Source organism: Arthrobacter sp. TJ-217 (assembly GCF_058269255.1).
This window is the reverse complement of the sequence record NZ_JBZCNJ010000001.1, coordinates 348,562-374,209: the sequence shown is the minus strand read 5'-3', so window position 1 is coordinate 374,209 and position 25,648 is coordinate 348,562. Positions and strand designations below refer to the sequence as shown.

General features: G+C 67.5%; 30 protein-coding genes. 16 read left to right on the top strand and 14 right to left on the bottom strand.

What is annotated here, in order from left to right; all coding sequences use genetic code 11:
• Together AC4D2R_RS01900 and AC4D2R_RS01895 are read right to left on the bottom strand one after the other, a co-directional pair.
• Positions 1–954, bottom strand: a complete 954-nt coding sequence (locus AC4D2R_RS01900; RefSeq protein WP_490936921.1) for a 1,4-dihydroxy-2-naphthoyl-CoA synthase — start codon at positions 952–954, stop codon at positions 1–3.
• 49 nt (positions 955–1,003) lie between these two features.
• Entirely contained in the window at positions 1,004–1,441 is a 438-nt protein-coding gene (locus AC4D2R_RS01895) for a VOC family protein (RefSeq protein ID WP_490936918.1), read from the bottom strand.
• Positions 1,442–1,669: 228 nt separating this feature from the next.
• Here AC4D2R_RS01895 and AC4D2R_RS01890 point away from each other — a divergent pair, with 228 nt between their 5' ends.
• From AC4D2R_RS01890 to AC4D2R_RS01875, 4 genes are all read left to right on the top strand, one after another.
• A complete protein-coding gene (locus AC4D2R_RS01890; RefSeq protein ID WP_490936916.1) occupies positions 1,670–2,665 on the top strand; it encodes a pirin family protein in 996 nt (331 codons plus the stop codon).
• 197 nt (positions 2,666–2,862) lie between these two features.
• Complete coding sequence (locus tag AC4D2R_RS01885) at positions 2,863–4,053, top strand: LLM class flavin-dependent oxidoreductase (RefSeq protein ID WP_490936914.1); 1,191 nt, start codon at positions 2,863–2,865, stop codon at positions 4,051–4,053.
• Positions 4,054–4,065: 12 nt separating this feature from the next.
• Positions 4,066–4,557, top strand: coding sequence for a MarR family winged helix-turn-helix transcriptional regulator (locus AC4D2R_RS01880; RefSeq protein WP_490936912.1), 492 nt, complete (start codon positions 4,066–4,068; stop codon positions 4,555–4,557).
• Positions 4,554–5,276, top strand: a complete 723-nt coding sequence (locus AC4D2R_RS01875) for a CE1759 family FMN reductase (RefSeq protein WP_490936910.1) — start codon at positions 4,554–4,556, stop codon at positions 5,274–5,276. The genes AC4D2R_RS01880 and AC4D2R_RS01875 overlap by 4 nt, the downstream gene beginning before the upstream one ends.
• 56 nt (positions 5,277–5,332) lie before the next feature.
• On the opposite strand, the gene AC4D2R_RS01870 is transcribed toward AC4D2R_RS01875, so the two are convergent.
• On the bottom strand, positions 5,333–6,145 hold the full coding sequence (locus AC4D2R_RS01870; RefSeq protein WP_490936908.1) for a DUF6544 family protein: 813 nt from the start codon (positions 6,143–6,145) through the stop codon (positions 5,333–5,335).
• 232 nt (positions 6,146–6,377) lie between these two features.
• Here AC4D2R_RS01870 and AC4D2R_RS01865 point away from each other — a divergent pair, with 232 nt between their 5' ends.
• Positions 6,378–6,830: a pyridoxamine 5'-phosphate oxidase family protein gene (locus tag AC4D2R_RS01865; RefSeq protein WP_490936906.1), complete on the top strand. Its 453-nt coding sequence runs from the start codon at positions 6,378–6,380 to the stop codon at positions 6,828–6,830.
• 18 nt (positions 6,831–6,848) lie between these two features.
• On the opposite strand, the gene AC4D2R_RS01860 is transcribed toward AC4D2R_RS01865, so the two are convergent.
• Positions 6,849–7,142 (bottom strand): hypothetical protein, encoded by a 294-nt coding sequence (locus AC4D2R_RS01860; protein WP_490936904.1) that lies wholly within the window; start codon positions 7,140–7,142, stop codon positions 6,849–6,851.
• Between the two features lie 98 nt (positions 7,143–7,240).
• Entirely contained in the window at positions 7,241–7,957 is a 717-nt protein-coding gene (locus AC4D2R_RS01855; RefSeq protein ID WP_490937354.1) for an SDR family NAD(P)-dependent oxidoreductase, read from the bottom strand.
• A 226-nt stretch (positions 7,958–8,183) separates the two neighbouring features.
• Between AC4D2R_RS01855 and AC4D2R_RS01850 the strand changes: the two genes are divergently transcribed.
• Positions 8,184–8,993: a hypothetical protein gene (locus AC4D2R_RS01850; RefSeq protein ID WP_490936902.1), complete on the top strand. Its 810-nt coding sequence runs from the start codon at positions 8,184–8,186 to the stop codon at positions 8,991–8,993.
• On the top strand, positions 8,990–9,673 hold the full coding sequence (locus AC4D2R_RS01845; protein WP_490936900.1) for a DUF4166 domain-containing protein: 684 nt from the start codon (positions 8,990–8,992) through the stop codon (positions 9,671–9,673). Before AC4D2R_RS01850 ends, AC4D2R_RS01845 begins: the two co-directional genes overlap by 4 nt.
• A gap of 10 nt (positions 9,674–9,683) precedes the next feature.
• Here the strand turns inward: AC4D2R_RS01845 and AC4D2R_RS01840 are convergent, their stop codons facing one another.
• Positions 9,684–10,235 carry a GNAT family N-acetyltransferase gene (locus tag AC4D2R_RS01840; protein ID WP_490936898.1) on the bottom strand — a complete coding sequence of 184 codons (552 nt, stop codon included), beginning with the start codon at positions 10,233–10,235 and terminating at the stop codon, positions 9,684–9,686.
• A 45-nt stretch (positions 10,236–10,280) separates the two neighbouring features.
• Between AC4D2R_RS01840 and AC4D2R_RS01835 the strand changes: the two genes are divergently transcribed.
• Positions 10,281–10,661: a hypothetical protein gene (locus tag AC4D2R_RS01835; RefSeq protein ID WP_490936896.1), complete on the top strand. Its 381-nt coding sequence runs from the start codon at positions 10,281–10,283 to the stop codon at positions 10,659–10,661.
• 31 nt (positions 10,662–10,692) lie between these two features.
• Here the strand turns inward: AC4D2R_RS01835 and AC4D2R_RS01830 are convergent, their stop codons facing one another.
• Both AC4D2R_RS01830 and AC4D2R_RS01825 read right to left on the bottom strand, forming a co-directional pair.
• Positions 10,693–11,433, bottom strand: a complete 741-nt coding sequence (locus AC4D2R_RS01830) for a Clp protease N-terminal domain-containing protein (RefSeq protein WP_490936894.1) — start codon at positions 11,431–11,433, stop codon at positions 10,693–10,695.
• Positions 11,434–11,566: 133 nt separating this feature from the next.
• Positions 11,567–12,457 carry a succinate dehydrogenase iron-sulfur subunit gene (locus AC4D2R_RS01825; protein WP_490936892.1) on the bottom strand — a complete coding sequence of 297 codons (891 nt, stop codon included), beginning with the start codon at positions 12,455–12,457 and terminating at the stop codon, positions 11,567–11,569.
• A gap of 276 nt (positions 12,458–12,733) precedes the next feature.
• Between AC4D2R_RS01825 and AC4D2R_RS01820 the strand changes: the two genes are divergently transcribed.
• From AC4D2R_RS01820 to AC4D2R_RS01800, 5 genes are all read left to right on the top strand, one after another.
• Positions 12,734–13,528 carry a putative protein N(5)-glutamine methyltransferase gene (locus tag AC4D2R_RS01820; protein ID WP_490936890.1) on the top strand — a complete coding sequence of 265 codons (795 nt, stop codon included), beginning with the start codon at positions 12,734–12,736 and terminating at the stop codon, positions 13,526–13,528.
• Positions 13,529–13,718: 190 nt separating this feature from the next.
• Positions 13,719–14,927: a thiolase family protein gene (locus AC4D2R_RS01815; protein WP_490936888.1), complete on the top strand. Its 1,209-nt coding sequence runs from the start codon at positions 13,719–13,721 to the stop codon at positions 14,925–14,927.
• Entirely contained in the window at positions 14,927–15,712 is a 786-nt protein-coding gene (locus tag AC4D2R_RS01810) for an enoyl-CoA hydratase/isomerase family protein (RefSeq protein ID WP_490936886.1), read from the top strand. The genes AC4D2R_RS01815 and AC4D2R_RS01810 overlap by 1 nt, the downstream gene beginning before the upstream one ends.
• Positions 15,712–16,563: a 3-hydroxyacyl-CoA dehydrogenase family protein gene (locus AC4D2R_RS01805; protein ID WP_490936884.1), complete on the top strand. Its 852-nt coding sequence runs from the start codon at positions 15,712–15,714 to the stop codon at positions 16,561–16,563. The genes AC4D2R_RS01810 and AC4D2R_RS01805 overlap by 1 nt, the downstream gene beginning before the upstream one ends.
• 31 nt (positions 16,564–16,594) lie before the next feature.
• Positions 16,595–17,332 carry a tyrosine-protein phosphatase gene (locus AC4D2R_RS01800; RefSeq protein WP_490936882.1) on the top strand — a complete coding sequence of 246 codons (738 nt, stop codon included), beginning with the start codon at positions 16,595–16,597 and terminating at the stop codon, positions 17,330–17,332.
• Positions 17,333–17,351: 19 nt separating this feature from the next.
• On the opposite strand, the gene AC4D2R_RS01795 is transcribed toward AC4D2R_RS01800, so the two are convergent.
• Positions 17,352–18,236, bottom strand: a complete 885-nt coding sequence (locus AC4D2R_RS01795) for an SGNH/GDSL hydrolase family protein (RefSeq protein ID WP_490936880.1) — start codon at positions 18,234–18,236, stop codon at positions 17,352–17,354.
• Positions 18,237–18,549: 313 nt separating this feature from the next.
• On the opposite strand from AC4D2R_RS01795, the gene AC4D2R_RS01790 reads away from it, so the two are divergent.
• The gene (locus AC4D2R_RS01790; RefSeq protein ID WP_490936878.1) at positions 18,550–18,798 is read left to right on the top strand and encodes a hypothetical protein; all 249 of its coding nucleotides are present in this window, start codon (positions 18,550–18,552) and stop codon (positions 18,796–18,798) included.
• 64 nt (positions 18,799–18,862) lie between these two features.
• Here AC4D2R_RS01790 and AC4D2R_RS01785 read toward each other — a convergent pair whose 3' ends face one another.
• The gene (locus AC4D2R_RS01785; RefSeq protein WP_490936876.1) at positions 18,863–19,504 is read right to left on the bottom strand and encodes an arsenate reductase ArsC; all 642 of its coding nucleotides are present in this window, start codon (positions 19,502–19,504) and stop codon (positions 18,863–18,865) included.
• Positions 19,505–19,774: 270 nt separating this feature from the next.
• On the opposite strand from AC4D2R_RS01785, the gene AC4D2R_RS01780 reads away from it, so the two are divergent.
• Entirely contained in the window at positions 19,775–20,218 is a 444-nt protein-coding gene (locus AC4D2R_RS01780) for an SRPBCC family protein (protein WP_490936874.1), read from the top strand.
• A 6-nt stretch (positions 20,219–20,224) separates the two neighbouring features.
• Here AC4D2R_RS01780 and AC4D2R_RS01775 read toward each other — a convergent pair whose 3' ends face one another.
• The 3 genes from AC4D2R_RS01775 to AC4D2R_RS01765 all read right to left on the bottom strand — a co-directional run bounded on the left by AC4D2R_RS01775 (position 20,225) and on the right by AC4D2R_RS01765 (position 22,717).
• Complete coding sequence (locus tag AC4D2R_RS01775) at positions 20,225–20,968, bottom strand: TspO-related membrane protein (RefSeq protein WP_490936872.1); 744 nt, start codon at positions 20,966–20,968, stop codon at positions 20,225–20,227.
• 194 nt (positions 20,969–21,162) lie between these two features.
• Entirely contained in the window at positions 21,163–22,293 is a 1,131-nt protein-coding gene (locus tag AC4D2R_RS01770; RefSeq protein ID WP_490936870.1) for an NAD(P)/FAD-dependent oxidoreductase, read from the bottom strand.
• A gap of 64 nt (positions 22,294–22,357) precedes the next feature.
• Positions 22,358–22,717 (bottom strand): PaaI family thioesterase, encoded by a 360-nt coding sequence (locus tag AC4D2R_RS01765; RefSeq protein ID WP_490901514.1) that lies wholly within the window; start codon positions 22,715–22,717, stop codon positions 22,358–22,360.
• 191 nt (positions 22,718–22,908) lie between these two features.
• On the opposite strand from AC4D2R_RS01765, the gene paaZ reads away from it, so the two are divergent.
• Positions 22,909–24,993 carry a phenylacetic acid degradation bifunctional protein PaaZ gene (gene paaZ, locus AC4D2R_RS01760; protein WP_490936868.1) on the top strand — a complete coding sequence of 695 codons (2,085 nt, stop codon included), beginning with the start codon at positions 22,909–22,911 and terminating at the stop codon, positions 24,991–24,993.
• A 22-nt stretch (positions 24,994–25,015) separates the two neighbouring features.
• Here paaZ and AC4D2R_RS01755 read toward each other — a convergent pair whose 3' ends face one another.
• Positions 25,016–25,633, bottom strand: a complete 618-nt coding sequence (locus AC4D2R_RS01755) for a TetR/AcrR family transcriptional regulator (RefSeq protein WP_490936866.1) — start codon at positions 25,631–25,633, stop codon at positions 25,016–25,018.
• Positions 25,634–25,648: the final 15 nt, after the last annotated feature.

Below are 25,648 nucleotides of genomic sequence, written 5' to 3'. Positions count from 1 at the left end.
CTAGAAGTAGTAGGGGAACGCGGACCAGTCGGGGTTGCGCTTCTCGAGGAACGCTTCCTTGCCCTCGACGGCTTCGTCGGTCATGTACGCGAGCCGGGTGGCTTCTCCGGCGAACACCTGCTGCCCGGCGAGTCCGTCGTCGGCGAGGTTGAAGCCGAACTTCAACATCCGCAGCGCCTGCGGGCTCTGGCGGGCAATGTCCGCTGCATACTCGAGGGCGGTTGCTTCGAGGGAGGCGTGATCGACGGCCTCGTTGACGGCGCCCATCGCCACCATGTCCTCGGCGGAATATTCGCGGGCGAGGAAGAAGATCTCGCGCGCACGTTTCTGCCCGATCTGGCGGGCCAGGAGCGCCGAACCGTAACCGGCGTCGAAGCTTCCCACTGTCGCGTCCGTCTGCTTGAAGCGCGCGTGCTCGCGCGAGGCGATGGTCAGGTCCGCGACCACGTGCAGGCTGTGCCCGCCTCCGGCGGCCCACCCGTTGACGACGGCGATGACGACCTTGGGCATGGTGCGCATCAGCCGCTGCACCTCGAGGATGTGCAGGCGTCCCGCGCGGGCCGGGTCGATGGTCTCCCGTGTCTCGCCCTCCGCGTACCGGTAGCCGTCGCGCCCGCGGATGCGCTGGTCCCCGCCGGAGCAGAAGGAGTGCCCGCCGTCCTTCGGGGAGGGGCCGTTTCCGGTGAGCAGGACGGCGGCGACGTCGGGGGTCATCCGCGCATGGTCAAGTGCCCGGTACAACTCGTCCACAGTGCCGGGACGGAAGGCGTTGCGCACCTCGGGGCGGTCGAAAGCGACGCGCACCGTCGGGAGGTCGCGGAGCACGCGGCCGTCTGCCGAACGCTCCACCTGGCGGTGGTACGTCATGTCGGTGAAATCCTCGAAACCCGCGACGGTTCGCCACTGGGTGGGGTCGAAGATGTCGGAGACCTGAGGGGGAAGATCGGATGTCACCAACCGAGTCTAGCGGTGGCAAGCACCCCGGGCATGCAGCGGCGGGCGCTTAGGAGATGCAGAACTCGTTGCCTTCGGGATCGGTCATCGTGTACCAGGTCAGCGGGCCCTGCCTGCCGTCATGGAGGAAACTGGCGCCGCGTGCTTCGAGGGCGGCACGGGCTTGATCCTTGTCGATCTCCTTCCGGTGGATATCCAGGTGGAAGCGGTTCTTTGCCGTCTTGGGTTCGGGGACGGGCTGGAACACGAGGCGGAGCCTGTCCTTCTGGCCCAATTCACCGGCCTTGCAGACCGCTGCGCCGTCGCGCCAGACTCGTGCGCCCCGGTGCACGACGACGTCGGACTCGTCCGCGTAGCCCGCGGAAAGCATCTGGTCGATGAACCCCTCGTCGACCGGCTCGACGATCCAGCCCAGCGTTTCGGCCCACCAGTCGGCCTGGGCGTGGGGGTCGCTGCAGTCGATGGAAATCTGAATGTTGTGTTCCATGCCGAAACGGTAAGGCTGAACCCGCCGGGTGCGGAAGACACCCGCGGTCAACCGCTGTCCTCGACCCGAACGCACCCCGCTCCGGATCCTGTACAGGAACCCCGGGCCGGCGGTGGACAGTGCCTGCTCCGCCGCGGCACATTAACGGGCGCAAGTTCCGCTGGATTAGAATCGGCACAACCATCCGGCGCCGAAAGCGCGGGATAGGACTCAACGAGTAAGGCAGTAATGAGTAATCTCGAGACCCGTCCGGTTCCGGTGATCTGCGAGAGCGGGCCCGAGCGGGCCGGAAGCCCTCCGGTCGAAATCCTCGAACCCCGCGAGGTGCCGTTGGGCGGTCCCCGGAGCATGTCAGTTCGCCGCACGCTCCCGCAGCGCGGCCGGTCGCTGATCGGCGCATGGTGCTTCCTCGACCACTACGGGCCCGATCCCGTTGAGGCGGCCGGCGCCATGAGCGTCCCGCCCCACCCCCACACCGGCCTGCAGACGGTCAGCTGGCTTTTCGCCGGTGAGATCGAACACCGCGACAGCGCCGGAAACCACGCATTGGTTCGACCCGGCGAGCTGAACCTCATGACGGCGGGATCGGGCATTTCCCATTCCGAGGTCTCAACGCCGGCAGCGTCGTCGCTCCACGGGGTGCAGCTCTGGCTGGCGCTGCCGGACCGCTCGCGCTTCGTGACCCACCGCTTCGACCACTACGCCCCGGTCCCGGTCCAGGGCGAAGGGTTCGACCTCAGCGTTTTCCTTGGCACCCTTGGCGGCTCAGCTTCCCCCGTTGCCACCCACACCCCGCTGCTGGGAGCCGAGCTGAGGATCCGCGCCGGCTCCACCGCCTCCTTCGCCGTTTCCCCGGATTTCGAACACGGAATCCTTGTCGACAGCGGCAGCATCGAATTCAACGGTACGGACGTTGCAGCAGGTGAACTCGCCTATCTGCCGGTCGGTCATGAATCGATCGAAATCAGGGCAGGCGGCAGCGGACCGGCGCGGCTGATGGTCATCGGCGGCGAGCCTCTCGGTGAAGAAATCGTGATGTGGTGGAACTTCGTGGGACGCAGCCACGAGGAGATTGTCGAGTATCGCAACCGGTGGCAGTCCGAGATCGGTATCGAGGAAGACCAGGTGCGGCCCGAGGTTCTGTTCGGCCTTCCCGAGGGCAACACCCTGAAGCCCCTGCCTGCACCGGAGCTGCCGCGGGTGCGCATCCGCCCTCGAAAGTAGGGCGCAGCACCTCCCGGAAATACCGTCACCGGAGCGGGCGACCCGACTCCGGCAGTGCGGAGGGTCAGTTCCCTCAGCGCTGCATGGCCTGGTGCTGCATGTCACGGACGGCGCGGGAATACATAACCGGTTATGCACCGTTACACGGGCAAGATACATAACTGGTTATGTAGTTCTTCCAGTGAAAGGCACGCACGATGCAGTTCGGAATTTTCTCGGTCAGCGACATCACGCGGAACCCGGTGACGGGGTACACGCCCAGCGAGGCGGAACGCATCGATGCAACGGTGAAGATGGCAGTCAAGGCCGAGGAGGTCGGTCTGGATGTCTTCGCCATCGGCGAGCACCACAACCCGCCGTTCTTCTCCTCCTCGCCGACAACTCTGCTGGCCCATGTCGCAGCCCTGACCAAGCGGATCATCCTTTCGACGTCGGTCACCCTGATCACGACGAACGATCCCGTCCGCATCGCCGAGGAGTACGCGCTGGCCCAGCATCTGGCCAAGGGCCGGCTGGACCTGACCCTCGGACGCGGCAACACTGTCCCGGTCTACCCGTGGTTCGGCAAGGACATCCGTCAGGGCCTGCCGTTGGCGTTGGAGAACTACAACCTGCTGCACCGGCTGTGGCGCGAGGACGTCGTCGACTGGGAAGGCAATTTCCGGACCCCGCTCCAGGGATTCACCTCAAGTCCCCGGCCCCTGGACGACGTGCCTCCCTTCGTCTGGCACGGCGCTATCCGCACGCCGGAAATCGCCGAGCAGGCTGCCTACTATGGCAACGGATTCTTCGCGAACAACATCCTGGCCCCAAACTTCCACTTCCTGCCGCTGGTCAACCTCTACCGCGAGCGCTTCGAGCACTACGGGCACGGCACCAAGGCCCAGGCGATCGTGGGCCTCGGCGGGCAGGCGTACATCGCCAAGCGCTCCCAGAACGCCATCCGCGAGTTCCGCCCCTACTTTGACGAAGCACCGGTCTACGGGCACGGAGCCCCATTGGAGTACTACGCGCAGCAGACCCCGCTGAGCGTCGGAAGCCCCCAGCAGATCATCGACAAGACCCTGGAATTCCAGGAGAAGTTCGGCGACTACCAGCGCCAGCTCTGGGTCATGGACCATTCGGGCCTGCCGCTGGCCGCCGTGCTTGACCAGCTCGAATTGCTCGGCGGGGAGGTTGTTCCCGTGCTGCGCAAGGAGATGGCCGCACGGCGTTCCCCTGACGCGGCGGACGCCCCCACCCACGAGTCCCTCACCAAGGCAAAGTACGGCGACGCCGCACCGCGACAGCCGCGCCCCAACCCCAACCGGGGGGACAACGTCACGGGCACCTCGCCCTACCAGGACAGCGACGCCGCGACCCCGGCCCGCTATCCGCTGATCGGATAGAAGGGTGATCCGATGAACCGGCAAGACAGAAACGAGATCCGGCTGGCTAATGAGTCCTGGGAAGCCCTGCTTCAGGCAGAGAGCGCACTTGGCCGGCGATTTGCCGCCGACGAGATCTGGGATGAGATCTCCAACCGGGAGTACGACGTCCTCTTCACCCTGTCCAAGGCCGACGGCGGACTGGGAATCAGCGACCTCGGCCGGAGGGTCCTGCTCTCCCAGCCGGGCATGTCGAAACTCGTGTCGCGGCTTGAGGAGCGCGGGCTCGTGGAAAAGCGTCCGAACCAGGTGGACCGCCGGGAAGCCCGCATTCTTCTGACCCATGCGGGAACCGAAGCGCAAAGACGGGTGGGGCGGAAGCACGCGCGGGCCGTCACTGCCACAATGACCAGCGCCCTCAGCCACGCCCAGCTCGAACAGCTTCGCGACCTCTGCCGGCAGATCACCGCAGTGATCAATCCGGACCTCCTGAACAAACCCACCACCGAACGGACCCCCTCGTGAACTCTACTTCCCCCCAGCACGCCCACCCGGACCCGGACCAGACCCGCAGCATCGTGATCCTCAGCGGAGGCATGAGCGACACCTCCTCCTCTCGGATGCTTGCCGACCGCCTGGCCCAGAAAACACTGGACCGCCTGAACGGGCAGGGCATCCCGGCCGCGGTCAACATCATTGAGCTGCGCCCGCTCGCCGCCAACATTGCCCACGCGATCGTTTCCGGTTTCCCTGACGCGGACCTCCAGGCCGCCATCGACAGGCTCGCCGCCGCGGACGCCGTCATCGCCACGACTCCTATCTACAAGGCAGGCATCAGCGGGCTGTTCAAGGCCTTTATGGATATCCTCGACAACGATCTCCTGATCGCCGTGCCCGTGGTCCTTGCGGCAACCGGCGGCAGTGGCCGGCACGCACTGGTGATCGATGATCAACTCCGGCCACTCTTTGCGTTCATGCGCACGCTCACCACCCCCACCTCGCTCTTCGCAGCACCGGAGGACTGGGGAGACAGTGCGCTCACCACCCGGATCGAACGGGCGGCGACCGAACTTGCGGCAATGGTCAGCACCGGCATCAGGGCCGCGATCACCGACGACGCCTGGGGCCAGTACCAGCACACCTTCGCCGGGAACGCCCGCCCCGCAACGGCCGCCCCGGAGGTTGCCTTCGATACCGACCTGATGAGGCTGGCAACCGGCGGCAGCCTCGCTGCACGGGCCTAGCGGGATCTGCAGTCGGCGGGAGTGCCCGCGGCGCCGCGGGCGCTCCCAAGTGAGCCTCATCGGAAGACTGCGGAGGATATCCGTGCGTGGAAGAATTCGCCTTCAGCCTCTCGCCCGGTTCCCCACCACCAAGCGGCGCGGATGGCTGATGGGATCACGATTCCTTCGAATTCAGCCTCTTCCTCAATGGAAACGCCAAAGGGGTAACGGCCTGGCGGAGCTCCTCCCGGCTCGCCCCACCGCTGCATGAACGCCGCATTGAGCCGGCCATCCGGACCGAACCGAAGTTGAACCTCCTCGCTCTGGTGGTTGATCTGACGGGACATAATCGCCGTCCCGTCCGACGGGCCGTCAGCCCACGCGGCGCTCCCGAAAGCGGTGGGAACGAGCACCCCTTCACAAGCCAACCGGCCCGCGGCACTGCGGGTAACGTCGGCGCCGTCTGCTGACATAACCGGAACAATGTCCAGCAGGCGCCACCGCATCTGGCCGGTACCTTCACTGAAGCGGTCGAACCCCCTGACCGGCAGGCCCATGACGCGTGCTTCGGCCGCCCAGACGAACCCCTTGGCGGGAGCGAGAACCTGCCGCGCGCGGAAGGGGCGCCAGGACGCACCAAGCTTGAGCTGCCCCGACATGGTGAGCTCAACGGACGAACACAGAAGGGTTCCCGGCCGAACCGAGTGGTCCAGCCAGCGCTGGATCGGCTCCGGCAGTCCTGCCGCCCTGGATGGGTCATAACGGGGAGGATCGGGCTCTCCCCGGCTGAGCAGCTGCCACGCGGCGCGGGCCGGGCCCGGAATCGGAACGGCCGATGTCGTGGTGCCCCTGGAGGTTACGACCATCCCCGGAACCCACGGCTTTGGCATGATTCCTCCCCGATTGTGCTGCCGAATACCAGCATCGGGCGTAGGGCCGCCGCGCGACAGGGCCGTTGGTCCCCGACCGCGGGCAGCAGGTCTAGTCCCACCGTCCAAACCAACCGGCCTGCTCCTGTAGAGAGGCCGGTCGGATCACGGCCGTGCTGGACTCCGCCGCGGGCCGTCCGGCAAGGGCACGCGACCCCTGTTGCGTTGCGGTGGGAACCAATACGCTGGGGGCATGAATCATCAGCCCGCTCCCACCGAGGTACTTTCGGCCAGCGAGTGTTGGCGCCTGCTGCGCACGGCGTCCGTCGCGCGCCTGGCCCTTTCGACGAATGACCAACCGGACATTTTTCCGGTCAACATCCAGGTCGACCACGGCACCGTGGTGTTCCGGACCTCCGAAGGCGCCAAATCCAGGGCGGCAGTGGAGAAGGCGCCGGTCGCAGTCGAGGCCGACGGGCTCGACGCTGACGGGACGAGGGCCTGGAGCGTGGTCATCAAGGGCACTGCGAGCACGATTTCCACGACCAGGGAACTGCTCGAGACCATCGATCTGCCCGTCCATCCGTGGGAGGGCGGGCGCAAGGACCGTTTTGTACGGGTTACGCCGGACAGCATCACCGGACGCCGGTTCCCCGTAGCTCCGGCTCCCCACAGCGTTTCCCGCGCATCTGGGCGCGACGAATAATCCCTTCTGATTGGTCGATCAGTCCTCGCTGCGCAGCGAGGAATCATCGTGCTGGTCCCCGTCGGTCCCCGGTCGCCGGGCCGCACGATGCCGTGAAACGCCGGTCGCCAGAAGCGTCAGGCCCGCGATGATCAGGACCATCGCCACCGCGATGAAGACGAACGCCTGCGCCAGGCTCCCGGCGCTTCCGCCCCAGGAGGCCCGCTCGAACGCGTTGATGCCGGGCAGGAGCGTCACCGCGCCGGCGATGAGCAGGGCGCCCGCTGCCGTGATGAACCAGCGTGGGGCCGGGGCCCTCGATTTACCGACCATTCGGCTCACCCCTTGTATCGCGTGGCGGAGGTGGGTGGCTGTCGCGACAGCCCGTTAGCGCTCATGGTTCACCACTGCGGCCGCGCGTGCAAGGCCTTCTAGGGGACGATGGAATCGATATAGCCGCCGTCCACGCGCAGTGCGGCCCCTGTGGTCGCCGAAGCCAGCGGGGATGCCAAGTAAGCCACGAGGTTCGCGATTTCAGTGGGCTCGATGAGCCGTTGGATCAATGACTGCGGTCGATGCACTTTCATGAACTCCTGCTGGGCGTCGTTCCAGTTCAGATCCTTGTCCACGAGCTGATACACGAAGTCCTCGACGCCGCCGGTATGCGTGGGCCCGGCGATCACCGCATTCACGGTGACCCCCGACCCGGCGGCCGCCTTGGCGAAACCTCGTGAAACACCGAGCAGTGCGGTCTTCGAGACCCCGTAGTGGATCATCTCGGCCGGTATGACGATGGCGGAATCGCTCGCAATGTACTGGACGCGACCCCATCCCCGGGACATCATCGCGGGAAGGTAGGCCCGCGTGAGACGCACCGCGGCCAGAACATTGACTTCAAAGAACCTCAGCCATTCGGAGTCAGGGATCTCCAAAGCGGGCTCCGGGCTGAAGATGCCGAGATTGTTGATCAGGATGTCGACATTGGCGACCAATTTACAGGCTATTGCCGCGCCTTCCTCCGTGCTTACGTCGGCCGGCGCTTCAAGGATCCGCGCCCCGGGGACCGCCTCGCGGATCGTCTGGGCGGCTCGGCCCACGCTCGCGGCCGTGCGCCCGTTCACCGCGACCTCGGCGCCGGCGCGGGCCAGCTGGAGCGCGATCTCGGCGCCGATACCTTGGGTTGATCCCCGTCACGAGCGCGGTCTTTCCGGTCAAATCAATACTCAAAGACAAAGCGGGCCTCCCAGTGGCATTCGGTGCTCCGGGCCGGAAGAACGCGAAGCGTTGCGGCTTCGAATCTACTCCTTCGACCGACGAGGGGGAGCGCCGGGCCGCGCTGCCGGACCGGAACACCACTGGACTTATGATGCTCAAATGGGGGAGAACAGCAGCAGGGTGCCCGGTCACAGGCGGCAAATCTACGTGGAGATCGGCATCCGCACGTCGATGGACCGGTTGTGGAGACTGAGCCAGGATGCAGAACTGCACCCGCGGTGGGACCTGCGGTTCTCGCGCATCGTTCCCGCCGCGCACAGCGCCGGGGAGCCGCAACGGTTCCGGTATGAATTCGGTCTTCCGTTCCACACGATTACTGGAACGGGAATCTCGCTGGGGCATCGGCACCGGGAGGACGGGCAGTCGACGTCAGTGCTGCGGTTTTCCACCTCGGACCCACTTTCGCCCATCGGGTCCGGCTCCGGGTACTGGCGCTACATTCCGACGCAGCACGGTATCCGGTTCATCACCGGATACACCTACCAGCCAGGCATGGGCGTTCTGGGCAAGGCGTTGGACCGCCGGGTCACGCGGCCCGCCCTCGGCTGGGCGACGGCGCTGAGCTTCGACCGCCTCCGCCTGTGGGCCGAACTCGGTGTGGATCCGCGGGACGCGCGCACCCGGTGGATCCTCGACGCCGTCGTCCGCGCGGGCGGCGTCGCAGCCGGAAGTGCGCTGCTCCTATCCTCGGCGGGCCGGCCCGAGGGTGCTCCGGCCGCCGTCGTGGGCCTTGCCATCGCGGCGGCGTCCCTGCTGGTCCCAGCGCATCGGACGGTCCCCCGGGCGCGGCGGTGCCTGCGGCGCGCACCGGACCGGCGCTCCGCCAAGGCGCCGTCCGCGCTCGCGGGGCTTCCGGCTCCAAGAGTTTCGGACGCGGGCCGGGAACCTGCGGTCGGTGGTGCTCTGTGACCTCGATCTTCGCGAACGCCCTAGGGGAGGACTTCCACCGCCTCCACCCGATGCTGCAGCGGCGCTTCGGCGTTGACGTCGACGCCGGCTACGCCTGCGTGGGGCGCGGCCGCTTCTCGGAGGTCCGCCGCGGGCCCCTGTGGACGGTCCCCTTCCTCAGGCTCGGCGCGTTCCGGAACATCCTGTTTCCCCATCACGGCGAGAACATCCCGTTCACCATTGAGAACTACCCCTACCTCGACGGGTTCGGCCGGCCGACCGTGACCTTCGTGCGCACTCTGGAGATCAGCGGGGCCGAACGCCGACGCTTCGACGCGACCATGATCTACAGTGCCGAAAAAGGCAGGATCATCGATTACCTGGGCACCCACCAGCATCTTGCAACAGCCCTTGAACTTGAGGTCCTCGCGGACGGTTCGCTTTACCTTCAGACCACAAGCCAACGGCTGTACGCGGGATTCCTGGGATTCACCTTCCCGGCGATCCTCACCGGCACCGCCGACCTCTACGAGAGCTACGACGACGCCCGCGGCGTCTTCACAATCGACATGCGGGTCCGCAATCCCCTTTTCGGGTTCCTCTTTGGCTACCGCGGGGAATTCACCTGCACCTACCCGGCGGTGTCGCCCGGGGACACTCCGCAGCGCCTGAAACCGCTGAGGGAGGAAATCCGGCAGTAGCGGGCGGCCATCAGATCTCCTCGCCGAGGATGCGCTGGTAGAGGATATGGTCCCGCCAGGCACCGGCGATCTTCAGGTACGCCGGCGCCGTCCCGATTTTGGTGAAGCCCAGCCTGGCGAGCACTTTCTGCGAGCCCTCGTTATGGGGCAGCGTCGCGGCCTGCACCCGGTGCAGCCCGAGCTGCCCCGAAGCAACGGCGAGGGCATGGGCGACGGCGGATGTGCAGATACCCCTGCCGTTGTGGTCCTTGTCGATCCAGTAGCCCAGGTTGGCGTTAAGGAACGGGCCGCGCACAATCCCGGTAAGGTTCAGGACGCCGATCACACGCTCCTGCTTCACGAGGATCCAGGGCACTTCAATGCCCGATGCGTGAAGCTCCAGCTTCGACTCGATCACCGAACGCTGGCCCGCTTCCGTAAAGAAGTGCTGGTTCCTCTGCGGCTCCCAGGGGGCCAGGTGCTCCCTGTTCACCGCATAACCGTCAGCGAGCCGCCCGGAATCGGAGGTTCGCACCAGCCGCATCTCGACGTCGCAGGTCAGGGTGTGCGGCATGATCGTCATCCACGAACTCTAGCCAGACGAAGGTCTCCCCTGCACGATGGGGCAATGGATCCTTCATTGGCCCGCGCCCTCGCACCCGTCCTCGCCGACATCGAGGCCACCGGCGCTCCCGTGCCGTTGATCAGGGAATCAGCATGGACCAATGACCGGAAGTCCCCGTCGGCGATGTTGTGGGCGAGTGACGGGTCCGGGCGAGACGTTCATATCTCGCTGCGGTGGTCCGACCTCGAGCGGACGATCGAGGTCGCGGATCAGGTCCAGGAATGGGTGATTGAGGAACGCTGGGCACGCGGCAGCAACTGGCCCCAATGCCCCCGGCATCCGCTCACCCATCCGGCGCGGCCCCGGGAGGCAGCGGGCGTTGCGGCATGGGTGTGTCCGGCGGACGGCGCGCTCATCGCCCGTATTGGAGAGCTTCCCGCATGAACGGGCCCGGACGTCCAGATTCCGGTGCGTGCTAGGCATCCCGGGCGGATTCCTGAGCGGCGGCAAGAGCGGCGGAGATGTGCGCTTCAGACCGTTCCTTATCGATCCCCTGGGCGGAAAGTACGCCCGTTTTGTCCTCAAGCTCCAGCAGGGCGAGCAGGATGTGCTCGGTGCCCACATAGTTGTGGCCAAGGCGCAGAGCCTGCCGGAAGGTCAACTCAAGTGCTTTTCTTGACCTTTGGTCGAAGGGAATCAGGTCGGGAACCTGGGCGGACGCCGGCGGCAGTACTGCGGTGGTGGCGTGCCGGAGCGCATCGATCGTCACCCCCTGGGCGGCGATGGCTGCCGTTCCGATTGACCGAGGCTCCTGGAGCAGCCCGAGGACAAGATGTTCGGGCCGGATTTCGTCATTGCCTGCAGCACGGGCCTCGTTCTGGGCCGCCATCACCACGTTCTTGGCGCGCTCGGTGAACCGGCTGAAGCCCTGGCTGGGGTCAAGGTCCGTCTGGTCACCGGGCGCCTTGGGGACGAAACGCTTTTGGGCTGCCTGTTTGGAGACGCCCATGCTCCTGCCAATGTCCGACCAGGACGCACCGGAGCGCCTTGCCTGGTCCACGAAATGGCCAATGAGGTGATCGGCCACTTCGCCGAGATGGTCGGCGGCGATCACGGCATCGGACAGCTGGTCGAGAGCGTCGGGGTGCACCTTCTTGATGGCGTCGATGAGCTCATCAAGGCGTACGGGGTTGGTCATGCGGATTGGATCAGTCATGAGTCAACCGTAAGTTGACGATATGTTATTCGTCAACTAGTGGTTGACGTAGCCTCCGGGGATGCAGCAGCGGACGCTGACTCCGCCGGGGTGCGTCCGCTGACATTCCTTGCGGCAGCGGCGGGAAGCACGCTCACACCTGCCGGTTGATCACTGCCCGTTTGACTTCCTTGATCGCCTGGGTGATCTGAATGCCCCGCGGGCAGGCCTCGGAGCAGTTGAAGATGGTGCGGCAGCGCCAGACTCCCTGCGCGTCGTTGAGGATCTCCAGCCGCAGGTCGCCTGCGTCGTCCCTGGAGTCGAAGATGAACCGGTGGGCATTGACGATGGCGGCCGGCCCGAAGTACTGCCCGTCGGTCCAGAACACGGGGCACGACGAGGTGCAGGCGGCGCAGAGGATGCACTTGGTGGTGTCATCGAACCGTTCGCGTTCCTCCGGCGACTGCAGCCGTTCCCGGTCCGGTTCGTGGCCCCGGTTGATGAGGAAGGGCATCACTTCCCGGTAGGACTGGAAGAACGGTTCCATGTCAACAATGAGGTCCTTCTCCACTGGAAGTCCCTGCAGCGGTTCCACCACGATGGGGTCCGCGGGGTTCAGGTCCTTGAGGAGAGCCTTGCACGCCAGGCGGTTGCGGCCGTTGATGCGCATCGCGTCCGAGCCGCACACCCCGTGAGCGCAGGAACGCCGGAATACCAGCGTGCCGTCGTGCTCCCACTTGATCACGTGGAGCGCATCCAAAACGCGGTCGGTGCCGATCATGGTGAGGTGGAAATCCTCCCAGTGCCCCTCCTCGGCGCGTTCGGGCTGATACCGGCGTATGCGCATGGTGACCTGGAGCGTCGGAATTTCCCCTGCAGTCTTGGCCTGGGAGAAATCGACCTTGGAAGGCGGCTCCGGCAGGTCGTACTGTTGTCCGCCCGAAGGCGTCTGGGGCCGCGCCGGGGCAGGCTGCTCTGCCTGGGTGGCGGCCTTGGCTGCAGTGAATTCGTGGCTCATCATGTGGCTCCGCGCTCGAATAGTCATGCGCCACAACTGCTGGACTAAGACAAGCCTAGAAAGGTGCGCTGGAGCGCACAAGGAAAATCCGAACCCACTGGTGTGCCTGCGTGAGGCCGGAAGGATCCGCTTCATCCCCTCGCCGGCGGGCGCTGGGCGGATAGAATTGGCTCCCTTAGCCGCATCACGAAGGAGGTGGGACCGATTACCGCACATCAGGCAAGGCGCTTCCGCCCCGCGGTCCTGCCGGGACTCGCGCGAACCTGACCCGGGAGCGCCCTCACGCTTCGTGAAGGGTCTTTCATGTCGTTCCGCTCCAACATCCCGTTGGAAGAACTTGTCACCTCCCGCCTTCGAGCCGCCGGCTGCGTTTTCGCCGAAGAGGAAGCGCATCTGTTGCTGAATGCCGGCTTTCCGCCGTTGGACCTGGCCGCAACGATCGACCGGCGCGCAGCCGGCGCCCCGCTTGAGCACCTTCTCGGCTGGGCCGAGTTCTGTGGAGCGAGGATGGTTGTTGATGCCGGGGTGTTTGTTCCGCGCCGCCGCTCCGAACTCCTGGTCCGGGAGGCCGCCGCCGTAGCCGTTCCCGGCGCCGTCGTCCTCGACCTTTGCTGCGGCTGCGGGGCGCTCGGGGCCGCACTTGCGGCGGCAGTGCCAGGGATCGACCTCCATGCCTCCGATATCGACGCGCGGGCGGTGGAGTGCGCCCGGGCGAATCTCGCGCCAAGTGGTGGCGCCGTATACCAGGGCGACCTGTTTGAGCCGCTGCCTCCCCGCCTCAAGGGGACCGTCGAGGTTCTGCTCTGCAACGCACCCTACGTGCCCTCGGAAATGATCGCGTCGATGCCCCCGGAGGCCCGGCTCCACGAGCCGCGCCGGGCCCTCGACGGAGGGGCCGACGGGCTCGACGTGCACAGGCGGCTCGCCGCTGAGGCGGGTGACTGGCTGGTGCCGGGCGGCAGCCTGATCATCGAGGCCGGGAGCCGCCAGGCACCGCCGGCCGCCGGGCTCCTTGAGGAATGCGGGCTCAGTACCCGCATCGCGTTCTCCGAGGATCTTGAGGCGACCGTGGTCATCGGCATGCGGAGCCCCTGCTGAATCCCCGCAGCGGCCGCGTGCAGCAGGACCGGCAGGCGCTGGCCCTCGGGCCGCGACGGAAACGGTTCGGTCCCGTGCCGGTTGACCCGGGAAAACCGCCGTGCGATTCTTGTATCAGTTTTTACAGAACGAACGGTCGGTAAATCCCGCCGGTTCGTGCCGGTAAGCAGGCCCTGCAATGGAGGCAGTCATGACCGAGGCTTTTCTCGTGGGCGGGGTCCGCACCCCGGTGGGCCGCTACGGCGGCGCCCTTTCCTCAGTACGCCCCGACGATCTGGCGGCCCTGGTGATCCGCGAAGCCATCTCCCGGGCCGGTATGGATCCCGGGCACATCGACGAGGTGATCCTCGGGAACGCCAACGGCGCGGGGGAGGAGAACCGCAACGTTGCGCGAATGTCAGCGCTCCTGGCCGGGCTGCCCAACACCACGCCAGGCATCACCGTGAACCGGCTTTGCGCCTCCGGGCTTTCGGCGATCATCCAGGCGTCCCAGATGATCAAGTCCGGGGCCGCCGACGTCGTGATCGCCGGCGGCGTCGAATCCATGAGCCGGGCACCCTGGGTCATGGCAAAGCCCGACAAGGCCTTTGCCAAGCCCGGGGCCGTGTTCGACACCTCCATCGGGTGGCGGTTCACCAACCCCGAGTTCGCTGCCACCGAGAAGTTGACGTACTCGATGCCGGAGACGGCAGAAGAGCTCGCGGAGCTCGACGGAATCTACCGTGACGACGCAGACGCCTTCGCGCTGCGCTCCCATCAGCGCGCCGTCGCGGCGGCCGACGCCGGCCGGTTCGACGACGAGATCGTCACGGTCCAGGTGAACGCCGGAAAACGCTCCTTCAGCGTCGCCTCCGATGAGGGCCCCCGCGCCGACACAACCCTCGAGGTGCTGGGCGGCCTCCGGCCCGTCGTCAAGAAGGGCGGGGTGGTTACCGCCGGCAACTCGAGCTCCCTCAATGACGGCGCATCCGCCGTCATCGTCGCCTCCGAGGCGGCCCTCGAGCGCTTCTCCCTCACGCCGCGGGCGCGGATCCTTGACGGCGCCTCCGCCGGAGTACCCCCGGAGATCATGGGGATCGGGCCGGTCCCCGCAACGCAGAAGGTGCTCGAGCGCACCGGCCTCTCCGTTGGCGATCTCGGCGCCGTGGAACTCAATGAGGCGTTCGCGGTGCAGGCCCTGGCCTGCATCCGGCGCCTGAAGCTCGACGAGGAGCTGGTCAACCGCGACGGCGGCGCCATCGCCCTCGGCCACCCTCTCGGATCCTCCGGGGCGCGCATCGCCATCACCCTCATGGGCCGGATGGAACGCGAACTGGGATCCGGCGGCCGCCGTCTCGGACTGGCCACCATGTGTGTGGGAGTCGGTCAGGGAACCGCGATGCTCATCGAGGGAGTCTGATGGGCCCCTTCGCCGCACTGGAGGTCGAGGAGCGCCCCGACCGCCTGCTTGTGCGCCTGAACCGGCCGGCGGTGCGCAACGCGATCGACCAGCAGATGGTCGACGACCTGCACGTTGTCTGCACCATGCTTGAGCACGACCCCCGCGTGCTGATCCTCGCCGGAACCGATGGGGTCTTCGCCTCAGGTGCCGACATCGCCCAGCTGCGTGAACGCCGCCGCGACGACGCCCTCGCCGGCATCAACTCAACCCTGTTCGCCCGCATCGCCCGGCTGCCCCTGCCGGTCATCGCCGCCCTTGACGGGTATGCGCTGGGCGGCGGCGCGGAGCTGGCCTACGCCGCGGACTTCCGCATCGGCACGCCGTCGGTGAAGATCGGCAACCCCGAAACCGGGCTCGGCATCCTCGCCGCAGCCGGAGCGACCTGGCGGCTGAAGGAGCTTGTCGGGGAACCGCTCGCCAAGGAGATCCTCCTGGCCGGGCGCATCCTCGACGCTGATGAGGCGCTCGCCGTGCGCCTCATCACCGAAATCCACGAGCCCGGAGAGCTGATCGACGCCGCCCACGCACTCGCTGACCGCATCTCCCGCCAGGACCCGCTCGCCCTGCGCATCACCAAGAGCGTCTTCGCGGCACCGGCGGAGGCCCATCCGCTCATCGACCAGCTCGCGCAGGGCATCCTCTTCGAATCCGACGCCAAGTTTGAACGCATGCAGCGCTTCCTCGACCGCAAACAGGACCGAGGCACGACGGCGGCGCACGCGGGCGACGGGACGGCACGCTGATGCCGGTCCCGGAGCGGGTAGGAGTGCTCGGCGGCGGCAGGATGGGCGCCGGCATCGCCCACGCCTTCTGCGTGTCGGGAGCCGACGTCGTCATCGTCGAGCGGGACGACGACGCCGCGCAGGCGGCGCGGTCACGGCTCGCGGCGGCTCTCGGCAAGAGCGTTGAGCGCGGCTCGGTCACCGAGTCCCTTGAGGTGCTGCTGGGCCGGACTGCAGTGTCGACCGATTATTCAGCCTTCGCCGGCAGGGGGCTCGTGGTGGAGGCGGTGCCGGAAAATCTTGCCCTGAAGAGTTCGGCTCTCGCCGCCGTCGAGGCGCAGCTCGCCGAGGGTGCCTGGCTGGCAACCAACACGTCGTCGCTGTCCATTGCCGAACTGGCCAAATCCCTGACCCGCCCCGCCGAGTTCTGCGGCCTCCACTTCTTCAACCCGGTGCCCGCTTCGACCCTGGTCGAGGTGGTGCTCGGCCCGCAGACCTCTGAGGCAACCGCGGGCGCGGCCCGGGAGTGGGTCGAAGCGCTCAGCAAGACCCCGGTGGTGGTCCGCGATGCACCGGGTTTCGCCAGCTCCCGGCTCGGGGTGGCGATAGCGCTCGAGGCGATGCGGATGGTCGAAGAGGGGGTGGCCTCCGCCGAGGACATCGACACCGCGATGGTCCTTGGCTACAAGCATCCCGTCGGCCCGCTGAGGACCACCGACCTGGTGGGCCTCGACGTGCGGCTCGGGATCGCCGAGTACCTGGAATCCACCCTCGGCGAGCGTTTCGCTCCGCCGCGGATCCTGCGCGACAAGGTGGCACGCGGGGAGCTCGGACGGAAGAGCGGCAAAGGCTTCTTCCACTGGGTGGACTGAGCCGCAGGACCGCGTGTTGTTACCCTGAAGGATGAGCGACACTCCGTCCGTCCCGCATCCCCGGGGGAGCGTGCCCTGGGAGGGTGCAGTCAATGCCCGCGACCTCGGCGGTATTGCCGGGATGGTCGCCCATGGCCGGGTCTACCGGATGGGGCGAAGGGAATGGCTCACCGACCGCGGCTGGCAGCAGGCGTGGGATGACGGCGTGCGCACGGTGATCGACCTGCGCAGCCCGGGCGAGGTGGGCCGCCGCGGCACCGACCCTGCCGTGAAGAGGGCGCCGGAGCAGTTCCTCCTCCTCAACCTCCCCACCGAGGACCAGTCCGACCCCGAGTTCACAGCCGTCTGCGGCCCGTACCTGAACTCCCCGCGGTACTACCGCTACAACCTGGAACGGTGGCCCGAGAAGTTCGCCGCGGTCGCCCGCGCCGTCGCCTCCTCGCCGCCGGGAGGTGTCATCGTTCACTGCGCTGCGGGCCGGGACCGGACCGGGATGGTGTCCGCACTGCTGCTCTCCGCCTGCGGTGTTCCGGCGGAGGCAATCCTCGAGGACTATGCCGTGGCGGTGCGCTCCATGAACGACTACTACCGGGGGCAGGACGCACCGCGGGAAAAACCGCGCGCCGAGCCGGAACTCGACGGGTGGCTTTCGGAGACCCGCGCCCATCTGCATGAGCTCCTCGATACCCTCGACGCCGAGGCATATCTGCTCGGAGCTGGTGTGACACCCGCCGAGGTCGCCGCACTGCGGCACCGCATCCTGGCCTGAACGGAGCTGCCGCTTCCGCTCAACGCTGCGCCTCTCGGAGCGCGGGCAGGTCGACGGCGCCTCGGACAGCCGCGAGATACCCGGAGCGGTACCCGGCCGCGGTGGGGTGCAGGCCGTCGGGCTGGTCGGCGGCGGTGATCCACGCATCGGCCGCGCCCAGCCCGTGACCCCGGAAGGCCTCGGTCAGCGGCACCCAGATGAAACCGTGGGCCTCGGCGGCGTCTTCAAGGACGGCGTTGAGGGAGTCGGTGCCGCCGTTGAACAGTTCCTGGGCCGGGACGCTCAGCGCCGCTTCAACCCCGAACTCGGGAGAGAACAGATGCGGGTAGCCGGTGACGACCACCGTTGCATTGGGGGCAGCGGAGCGGATCCGCCCGTAGAGCCGGTCGAGGTCCCCGGCGAGCACGGGAAGGACGGCCGTCGTCTTGTTTTCAACCATCCGGCGGCACGATTCAAGCGGTGCGGCCGCGCAGGTTTCAGAGACCTCGCCGAACCCGGCGTCATTGCCGCCCGCGGAGATGGTGATCAGGTCCGTTTCCGGGCCGAGGGTTCCCTCGGTGACGAGCCCGGCCACCTGATCCGGAAGGGTCGATGCCCCGTCCGAGCGTGGGGCGGCAACCGCTCCGGCGCAGGTGGCGTCCGCGGCGAGGCTGACGTTTTCGTCGGTGTCGAGGAGGCCAGGCAGACCGGAGGGCGAGCGTCCGCACTCCTCGGAGTAGGAGCCTGCGCCATAGCCGGAAGCGTAGGAGTCGCCAAGGGCAACGTACTCAAGGGGGGCCGGGACCGTCCGCCGGTCCGCGGCGGCCGGCGCACCGGTTCCTGAAGAACATCCGGCGAGCATTCCCGCAACAAGCGCTCCACACGCCGCCGCTGCCGCCGGGATGCGCTGCGTGGCCGACATCATGGGTCAACGTTAGCAAGCGAAGGCGGGGGTTGGCCGGGCGCAGGGTTGCAGGGCATTCCCCGATGATGCCCTGCAACCAGCCGTTACGCCGTGCCGCCGCCTCCGGTGCACCCGCGAGCTCCTACCTGCAAATCTCCACCAGTAATACAGGAGCGTGGCCGGGAGGTCGACAGGAAGGTGCAGGGTCGTTCCCTCTTGACAACAGGAGGGCCGCTCGGCAGAAGCGTAGGGCGTTGGTGCGGCCCGTGCCGGCGCCTGCCGCCGGCGCGAAATAAAGGAGACGTGGACACGGAGAGGTGCAATGCTTTCCTCCATGACACACGAGCGCTCGCACGCGGAGATTTGGGCCGGACTTTCCCCGGCAACCCAGGACCTCCTGCGGGCTGATCCGAATGCGCCGTTGCCCGCGGGCGCCGAAGCCGAAATCATCAGAGCCGGCGGTGCCGTGGCCGCGGCATGGTGGAAAGGCGACACGGGCACCCCGGGAGGGCACAGGCTGCCGGCGGGTTTCCAGCAGTACATCGCCGCGGTGGACCGCCCCGAAGGGGACATCAACAGCTAGGCGGCCTACCGCTCCGTTGCGTCCTGGTGGGCGGGCCCGCGAAGCGGCCGCGGTCCCCGGCGGTCTATCCGGCGAGCGAGGAAACCAGTGTCTTCACCTGGCTGTGCAGACGGTCGCGGACGGCCCTGAAGCTTTCCACTGATCCGCCAGCCGGTTCACCAACGCTCCAGTCCTCATAGCGCTTGCCCGGATACACGGGGCAGGAATCCCGGCAGTCGAGGGTGATGACGACGTCGGAGGCGCGCACCACGTCGTCGGTGAGCGGCTTCGGGTAGTTCTCCGACACGTCAATGCCCAGCTCGGACATCACGGCGACGACGGCGGGGTCGATCTCCGGAGCAGGCATGGATCCCGCCGAGCGCGCACGGACCCGACCCCCGCCCTCAAGGTCAAGGAGCGCCGCGGCCATCTGGGAGAAGACCGCGTTCTGCACGCACACAAACAAGACTTCGGGTCCCTCCCCGCCCGCCGCACCCTTGGAGCGGGCCAGGGCGCTGAGCCGGTCGTTCGCGAAGTGCTCGGTGGTCGACGGCAGGAAGGTGCTGATCCTCGCGGTCCTGACAAGAGCCGCATAGGACTCAAAGACGTAGCGTTCAACGGTCTCGGCGGCGATCACCCCCGCGAACCGTTCGGTAAGGCGGTCGGTGATCCGGTGCAGAACTTCGGTGTTGTCCTGAAGTCCAGGGAGGGGATCAGGGTTGTTCATCGCGGCACTCCGCGGCCCGCACCGGAGTGGACCCGCCCGCACGGCTGGGCTTCGATGGTGGCTGTCATGGGTCTCCTGACGCTCTCGGATCCACGTGGGACGGCTTCGCCGGCGGGGTGCAGTGGGTGCCTGAGGGGAGCTGTATCGGTGAGGATCGGTAGCGAAAGTATCGCGAGCCGTATCCTCCGATGTCAAAGGGCATAATTGCCGGATGAACCCACTGCAGATCCTGGGGCGCGCGTCCGCGGTGGCCGGACGGCCCTTCGGAGCATGAGCTACTACTTTGAGTGCGTTACCCGTACGACAATCGGCGCAACCGAACTCTTCGACCTGTCACGCAGCATCGATGCACATCTGGGCTCGATGTCCCGATCGCGGGAGAAGGCGGTCGCCGGTGTCACCTCGGGACTGATCGGCCTGGATCAGCAGGTCACCTGGCGGGCGTGGCATTTCGGCGTTCCGTTGCACATGACAAGCCGGATCACAGCGATGGACTCACCGCACCGCTTCGTCGACGAACAGGTCAAAGGCCCCTTCAAGCGCTTCCGGCACGTTCACGAATTCCTTGAGGTGCCCGACGGGACCGTGATGGTTGACAGGATCGAGTTCGCGGCGCCGCTGGGCGTGCTCGGATGGGCGGCGGAGCGGATGTTCCTCGGCCGGTACATGCGTCACCTGATCGAAACCCGCAACCGGTATCTGGTGGGGCGCTGAACAGCTTCAGCCTGTTCGTCCCGGACCGGTAACCCCGGTGCGGAGGCCGGCGGCGGCCACCGCTGCCGAGCCGAGCATCGCCGTAAGCCCGGAAAACCGGTGACGGCCAAGAGTCCGCACGGCCACTCCGGCGAGTCCCCACGCGACGGCGGCCGGATAGGCGGCGGACACCGGCCTTGCCCTGACGAACGCCGTGGCGGCGCCCGACGTGAGGGCAAGCGCCGCGGCGCTCCAGGCCTCGGCGCCCGGCCGCGGCGGTTTCGCGCCCTGCGCCATCAGGTTTTCCGCGGTTCCGGCGACAGCGGCGAGGGTGATCCAGCCGGCCAGCAATCCCAGCGGCGCCCGCACGAGCCACCTGGCCGCCGTCGACCGCCGCTCCTTCTCGTCCTCCGGTGCCGCCCGTACGTAGGCGAGCAGTGCGGCGGCGCACGTTCCCGCAATGAGGGGCAGCTGAAGCAAAGGTGCTTCGCGCGTCCTGACCCACAGTCCGGACAGTCCGATGGCCGCCGCGGCGGGTCCGCCGGTCCGGCGCAGCAGCGGATCCTGCCGCGTTGCGGGCAGGCCCTGGTAAACGGCGTAGCCGATTACTCCTGCGTAGATCGGCCCCCAGATCGCGAAGGCGTAATTGCCCGGGAGGACGAGGCTGCGGCTTTGCGCAGCATCGCCGTAATTCCCGGGCGCTCCGCTGAGGATTCCGCCGGCAACGGCCCCTGCCACCGCACACTGCCTCAGCACGTCTCGATCTGTCATCGGACTCTCCTTCCTGACGGCAGCCGGTGGAATGCGGGAACCGGATGCCCTGGGCCCGCACGCTGCGGGAAAAGACTCTGCTGCCGGTACAGATGGACATTACAAGGACAACTGCCCCCCTGCCGCAAGGGTTCACCGCGGACGTTACGCCGGGTCTCAGCAGCGTCGGACCCTTGGTGACGCCGGGCGCGGCGTCACCGCACGAAACGCCCCGGTCTGAAGCCTGCCAGCATCGGGTGCGCCTCTCCGGTCAGGATTTCCCCCGCAAGCAGTTCACCGGCGATGAGCCCGAGTGTCGCACCGGAATGCGTGAATGCCACGAAGCAGCCGGGAACCTCCTCAAGTTCCCCGAACACCGGCTCGCCATCGCCGGGGACGGGTTTGCGGCCCAGCCTGAAGGAGGCCGCCTCGAGGACAGGGGTTCCCGGGAGAAGCCTTGCCACTTCGTCGAGCAGTTCGCGCACAACGGCCTCGGGGATGCTGTGGGAGCCGTCGGGATTCTCGGTGATCGCCTCTTCGTACCAGCCGTGGTCGGCTGCGAGGGTGCCGCCCGGGTTCGGGCGGACCGCCGCCCGCGGTGTGTTCAATACGCAGGTCAGGCCGTGATCCAGGGGCCTGGTCACCACAAGCATCGACAGCGGCGACGCGTCGTCAATTGTGACCCCGAGCTCGGCCACCACTGAGGGCGTCTGGGCTCCGCAGGCGACGACGACCGCATCGCCGTCGTAGGCGCGTCCGTCCCCGGTGGCGGCGCCGGCGGCGCGCCCGCCCCTCAGGACGACGGCTGCCTTCCCTGCACGCGTGGCAAGGCTCCCGCCGAGGCGGGTGAACTCCTGCACCAGGTGGTCGATGAGGTGCGGCAGCGACACCCAGCCTTCGCCGGGGTTGAAGATGGCCGCCGGGGCAACTGCACTGGAATTGACCCCCGGAGCGAGCAGGCCGGCCTCCGCGGGATCGATGAGCCGGGAATCGTATCCGTGCCGCCGTTCAGCCGTCTGGCGGCGTCGGACCTTCTCCTCATCGCCGGACTCGGCCCAGTAGAGTCCGCCGCCGAAGCGCAGCCAGCTACGGGAAGGATCGGAGGCGAAGAGGGTGCGGTAGCGGTCGATCCCCGCCATCCGCAGCAGGTGGTAGGGCTCGGTGCGCTCCCCTGCCGAATTCAGCCAGGACAGGGAGCGCCCCGAGGCGCCGCTGGCCAGTCCGGCCTCGGTCACCAGGACAACCTCCGCCCCGCCGCGCAGCAGGTGGACGGCGGTGGAAACGCCGAGGATGCCGCCGCCGATAACGACCACGCGCCGCACCGGCGCTGAAGCGGACTGTGGCATCTCAACCCCACTCTCAGGGAGGGTGAATCGGGACCGTTCGGGAGTCCCGGGAAACGGCCCGGGCTCAGGCCGGGATTGGCTTGTCCAGCAGCAGGTTTGTGATCCGCATTGTGCAGAGCCGCTGGCCCGACTCGTTCTCGATAAGCACCTCGTGGGTGGTCAGCGTCCGGCCGAGGTGGATGGGCGTCGCCGTGACGGTGACCGTGCCTCCGCGGGCGGAGCGGTGGTGGGTGGCCGATACGTCAACCCCGACGGCCGTCTTGCCGAGGGTACTTGCATGGATGACGGCAGCCCAGGAGCCAACCGCCTCGCCCACCGCAAGGGAAGCCCCGCCGTGGAGCAGCCCAAAGGACTGGCGGTTGCCCTCGACCGGCATGGTCGCCACAACCTTCTGCACCGACTGCTCGAGGATCTGCACGCCCATGGCGATGTCGAGTTCGCCGGGGACGATCCGCCAGGGCTGCACCGCGGCTCCGGCGTCGGGGATTTCGCTCACGGTTGCTCCTTGGGAGGGGTGCTTGAAAAAAGGCGGTTCCTGTACGCTGGTCATATTACCGAACGTCCGTTCAGTTTATCCCTGGCGGGCCCTGCATCATCAAGCTGAAAGGCGAGTCGATGACGACTACAACAGCTGTCGGCACAGACATTGTCCCAAGTTTCGTCGAGGATTCCTGGTGGGCGCCCGACGCCGCCGCACTCACCGGAGCAGCCACCGAGGTCCGCGACGCGAGCACCGGAGAAGTCCTCGCCCTGGTCAGCACCGAAGGGCTCGACGTCGGAGCGGCGGTGCGCTACGCCCGCTCCACCGGTCAGGCGGAACTGGGGAAGTTCACCTTCCACGAGCGCGCCCTCAAGCTCAAGGAACTGGCCCAGTTCCTCAACAGCCGCCGCGAGCCGCTGTACGACCTGTCGGCCCGCACCGGGGCCACGAAGGTCGACTCGATGGTCGATATCGACGGCGGCATCGGGGTGCTCTTCACTTTCGGTTCCAAGGGCCGGCGCGAGCTGCCCAACTCCCAGGTGATCGTCGACGGCCCAACGGAGAACCTCTCCAAGGACGGCTCCTTCCTCGGCACTCACATCCATACCCGGATCCCCGGCGCAGCCGTCCAGATCAACGCGTTCAACTTCCCGGTCTGGGGCATGCTCGAAAAACTCGCCCCGGCGTTCCTCGCCGGCGTTCCCACGATCGTCAAGCCGGCAACGCCCACCGGCTACCTGAGCGCCGCCGTCGTGAAGCTGATCATCGAGTCGAACATCCTTCCCCCGGGGGCGCTGCAGCTCATCTCCGGCCCGGCCCGGGACCTGCTTGACTACCTCGACTACCGGGACCTAGTGGCCTTCACCGGTTCCTCCTCCACTGCCAACCACCTGCGGTCCCACCCCAACGTGATGCACGGCGGAGTGCGCTTCAGCTCGGAGACCGACTCCCTGAATGCCGCAATCCTCGGGCCCGACGCCGTGCCGGGCACCCCTGAGTTCGATGCCTTCGTCAAGTCCCTGGTCACCGAGCTCACGGTCAAGGCCGGGCAGAAGTGCACCGGTATCCGCCGGACTATCGTGCCCAAAGCGATCGTTCAGGACGTCGTCGATGCGGCCCGTGCCCGCATCGAAGAGCGCATCACCCTGGGCGATCCGCGGGCCGAGGGGGTCACCATGGGCGCCCTCGCCTCCCTTGAGCAGCTGGAGGGGGTGCGGGCCGCCGTGCGCGAACTCGTGTCCTCGGGCGGCGAGTTCGCCCTGGGCTCCCTTGACGTCCCCGAGGTCACGCATGCCGACGGCAGTGTCGCCCCGGCCGACGGCGGGGCGTTCATGGCGCCGGTGCTGCTGACCTGGGAGGACGTTGAAGCCGGAGCGCTTCACTCGGTCGAGGCGTTCGGGCCCGTCGCTTCGGTGATTGGTTACGACGACGTCGCCCATGCTGTGCACCTCGCGGCGCTGGGTTCCGGGTCGCTCGTCGCGACGGTGTGCACGAACGACCCGGCGGTGGCGCGCGACCTGGTGACGGGAATCGCCGCCCACCACGGCCGGGTGCTGATCCTCAACCGGGAGGACGCACGCTCCTCAACCGGCCACGGATCACCGGTCCCGCACCTCACCCACGGCGGGCCCGGGCGCGCCGGCGGCGGCGAGGAGCTCGGCGGCATGCGCTCGGTGCTCCACCACATGCAGCGCACCGCTCTCCAAGGATCGCCGAACATGCTCACTGCCGTCACCGGGATCTGGCACACCGGCGCGGACCGCACCTTTGACGGCGTCCATCCGTTCCGCAAGAACCTTTCGCAGCTGCGCATCGGCGACGCCGTGCGCTCGGACCTGCGCACGGTCACCCTCGAGGACATCACCGCGTTCGCCAACACCACGGGCGACAAGTTCTACGCGCACACCAACGAGGAGGCCGCGGCGGCCAACCCGTTCTTCCCGGGGATCGTGGCGCATGGCTACCTGCTGCTTTCCTGGGCGGCCGGACTCTTCGTCGATCCAGAGCCCGGCCCCGTCCTGGCGAACTACGGGCTTGAGAACCTCCGCTTCCTCACCCCCGTGGCCGCCGGTGATTCGATCCGGGTGACCCTCACCGCCAAGCGCATCACGCCCCGCGAAACCGACGAGTACGGCGAGGTGGCCTGGGATGCGGTGCTGACGAACCAGTCGGATGAGATCGTTGCAACCTACGACGTGCTGACCCTCGTGGAGAAGTAGGACCGGCGGGCTGCGCCGCTGCCTAGGGGCGGTGGTGCAGCCCGTCGAAGACCATGGTGATGACGTCGTCGGCAAGCTTCTCGGCCGTGAGCGGGCCGCCGGGCTTGTACCACTCGACGATGGAGTTGATCGTGCCGAACAGCAGCCGCGTGGTGGTGCGCGGGTCGATGTCGCTGCGCAGCGAGCCCTCCGTGCGGGCGGCGTCGACGAGCGCCGACACCTGGCGGTCAAAGGAGCGGCGGCGCTCCAGCGCACCGCGTTCGACGTCGGTGTTGCCGCGCAGGCGCAGCAGCAGCGTGACAAACGGCAGCCGCTCGGTCAGGACGGCGATGGTGCCGCGCAGCACGAATTCAAGCCGCGCGTCGGCCCGCCCGGCGGTGGCGCGGGGGTCGGTCAGCACGGCCTCCAGGCCGCCGAGGGCGTGCTCAAGGGCCAGCCGGAGCAGGTCGCCCTTGGACGGGACGTGGTGGTAGATGGCTGACTTGCTGATCCCAAGGTTCTCGGCGAGCACGCCCATCGAGGTGGCCTCGTACCCGTGCCGGTTGAACACGTCGACGGCGATGGTCAGGACCGCCTGCTGGTCATAGCCGGGCCGCCCGCGGCGTCCGGGGGCCGCGGCCGGTACTGGGATGCTCGCCATACCCGTCATTTTCGC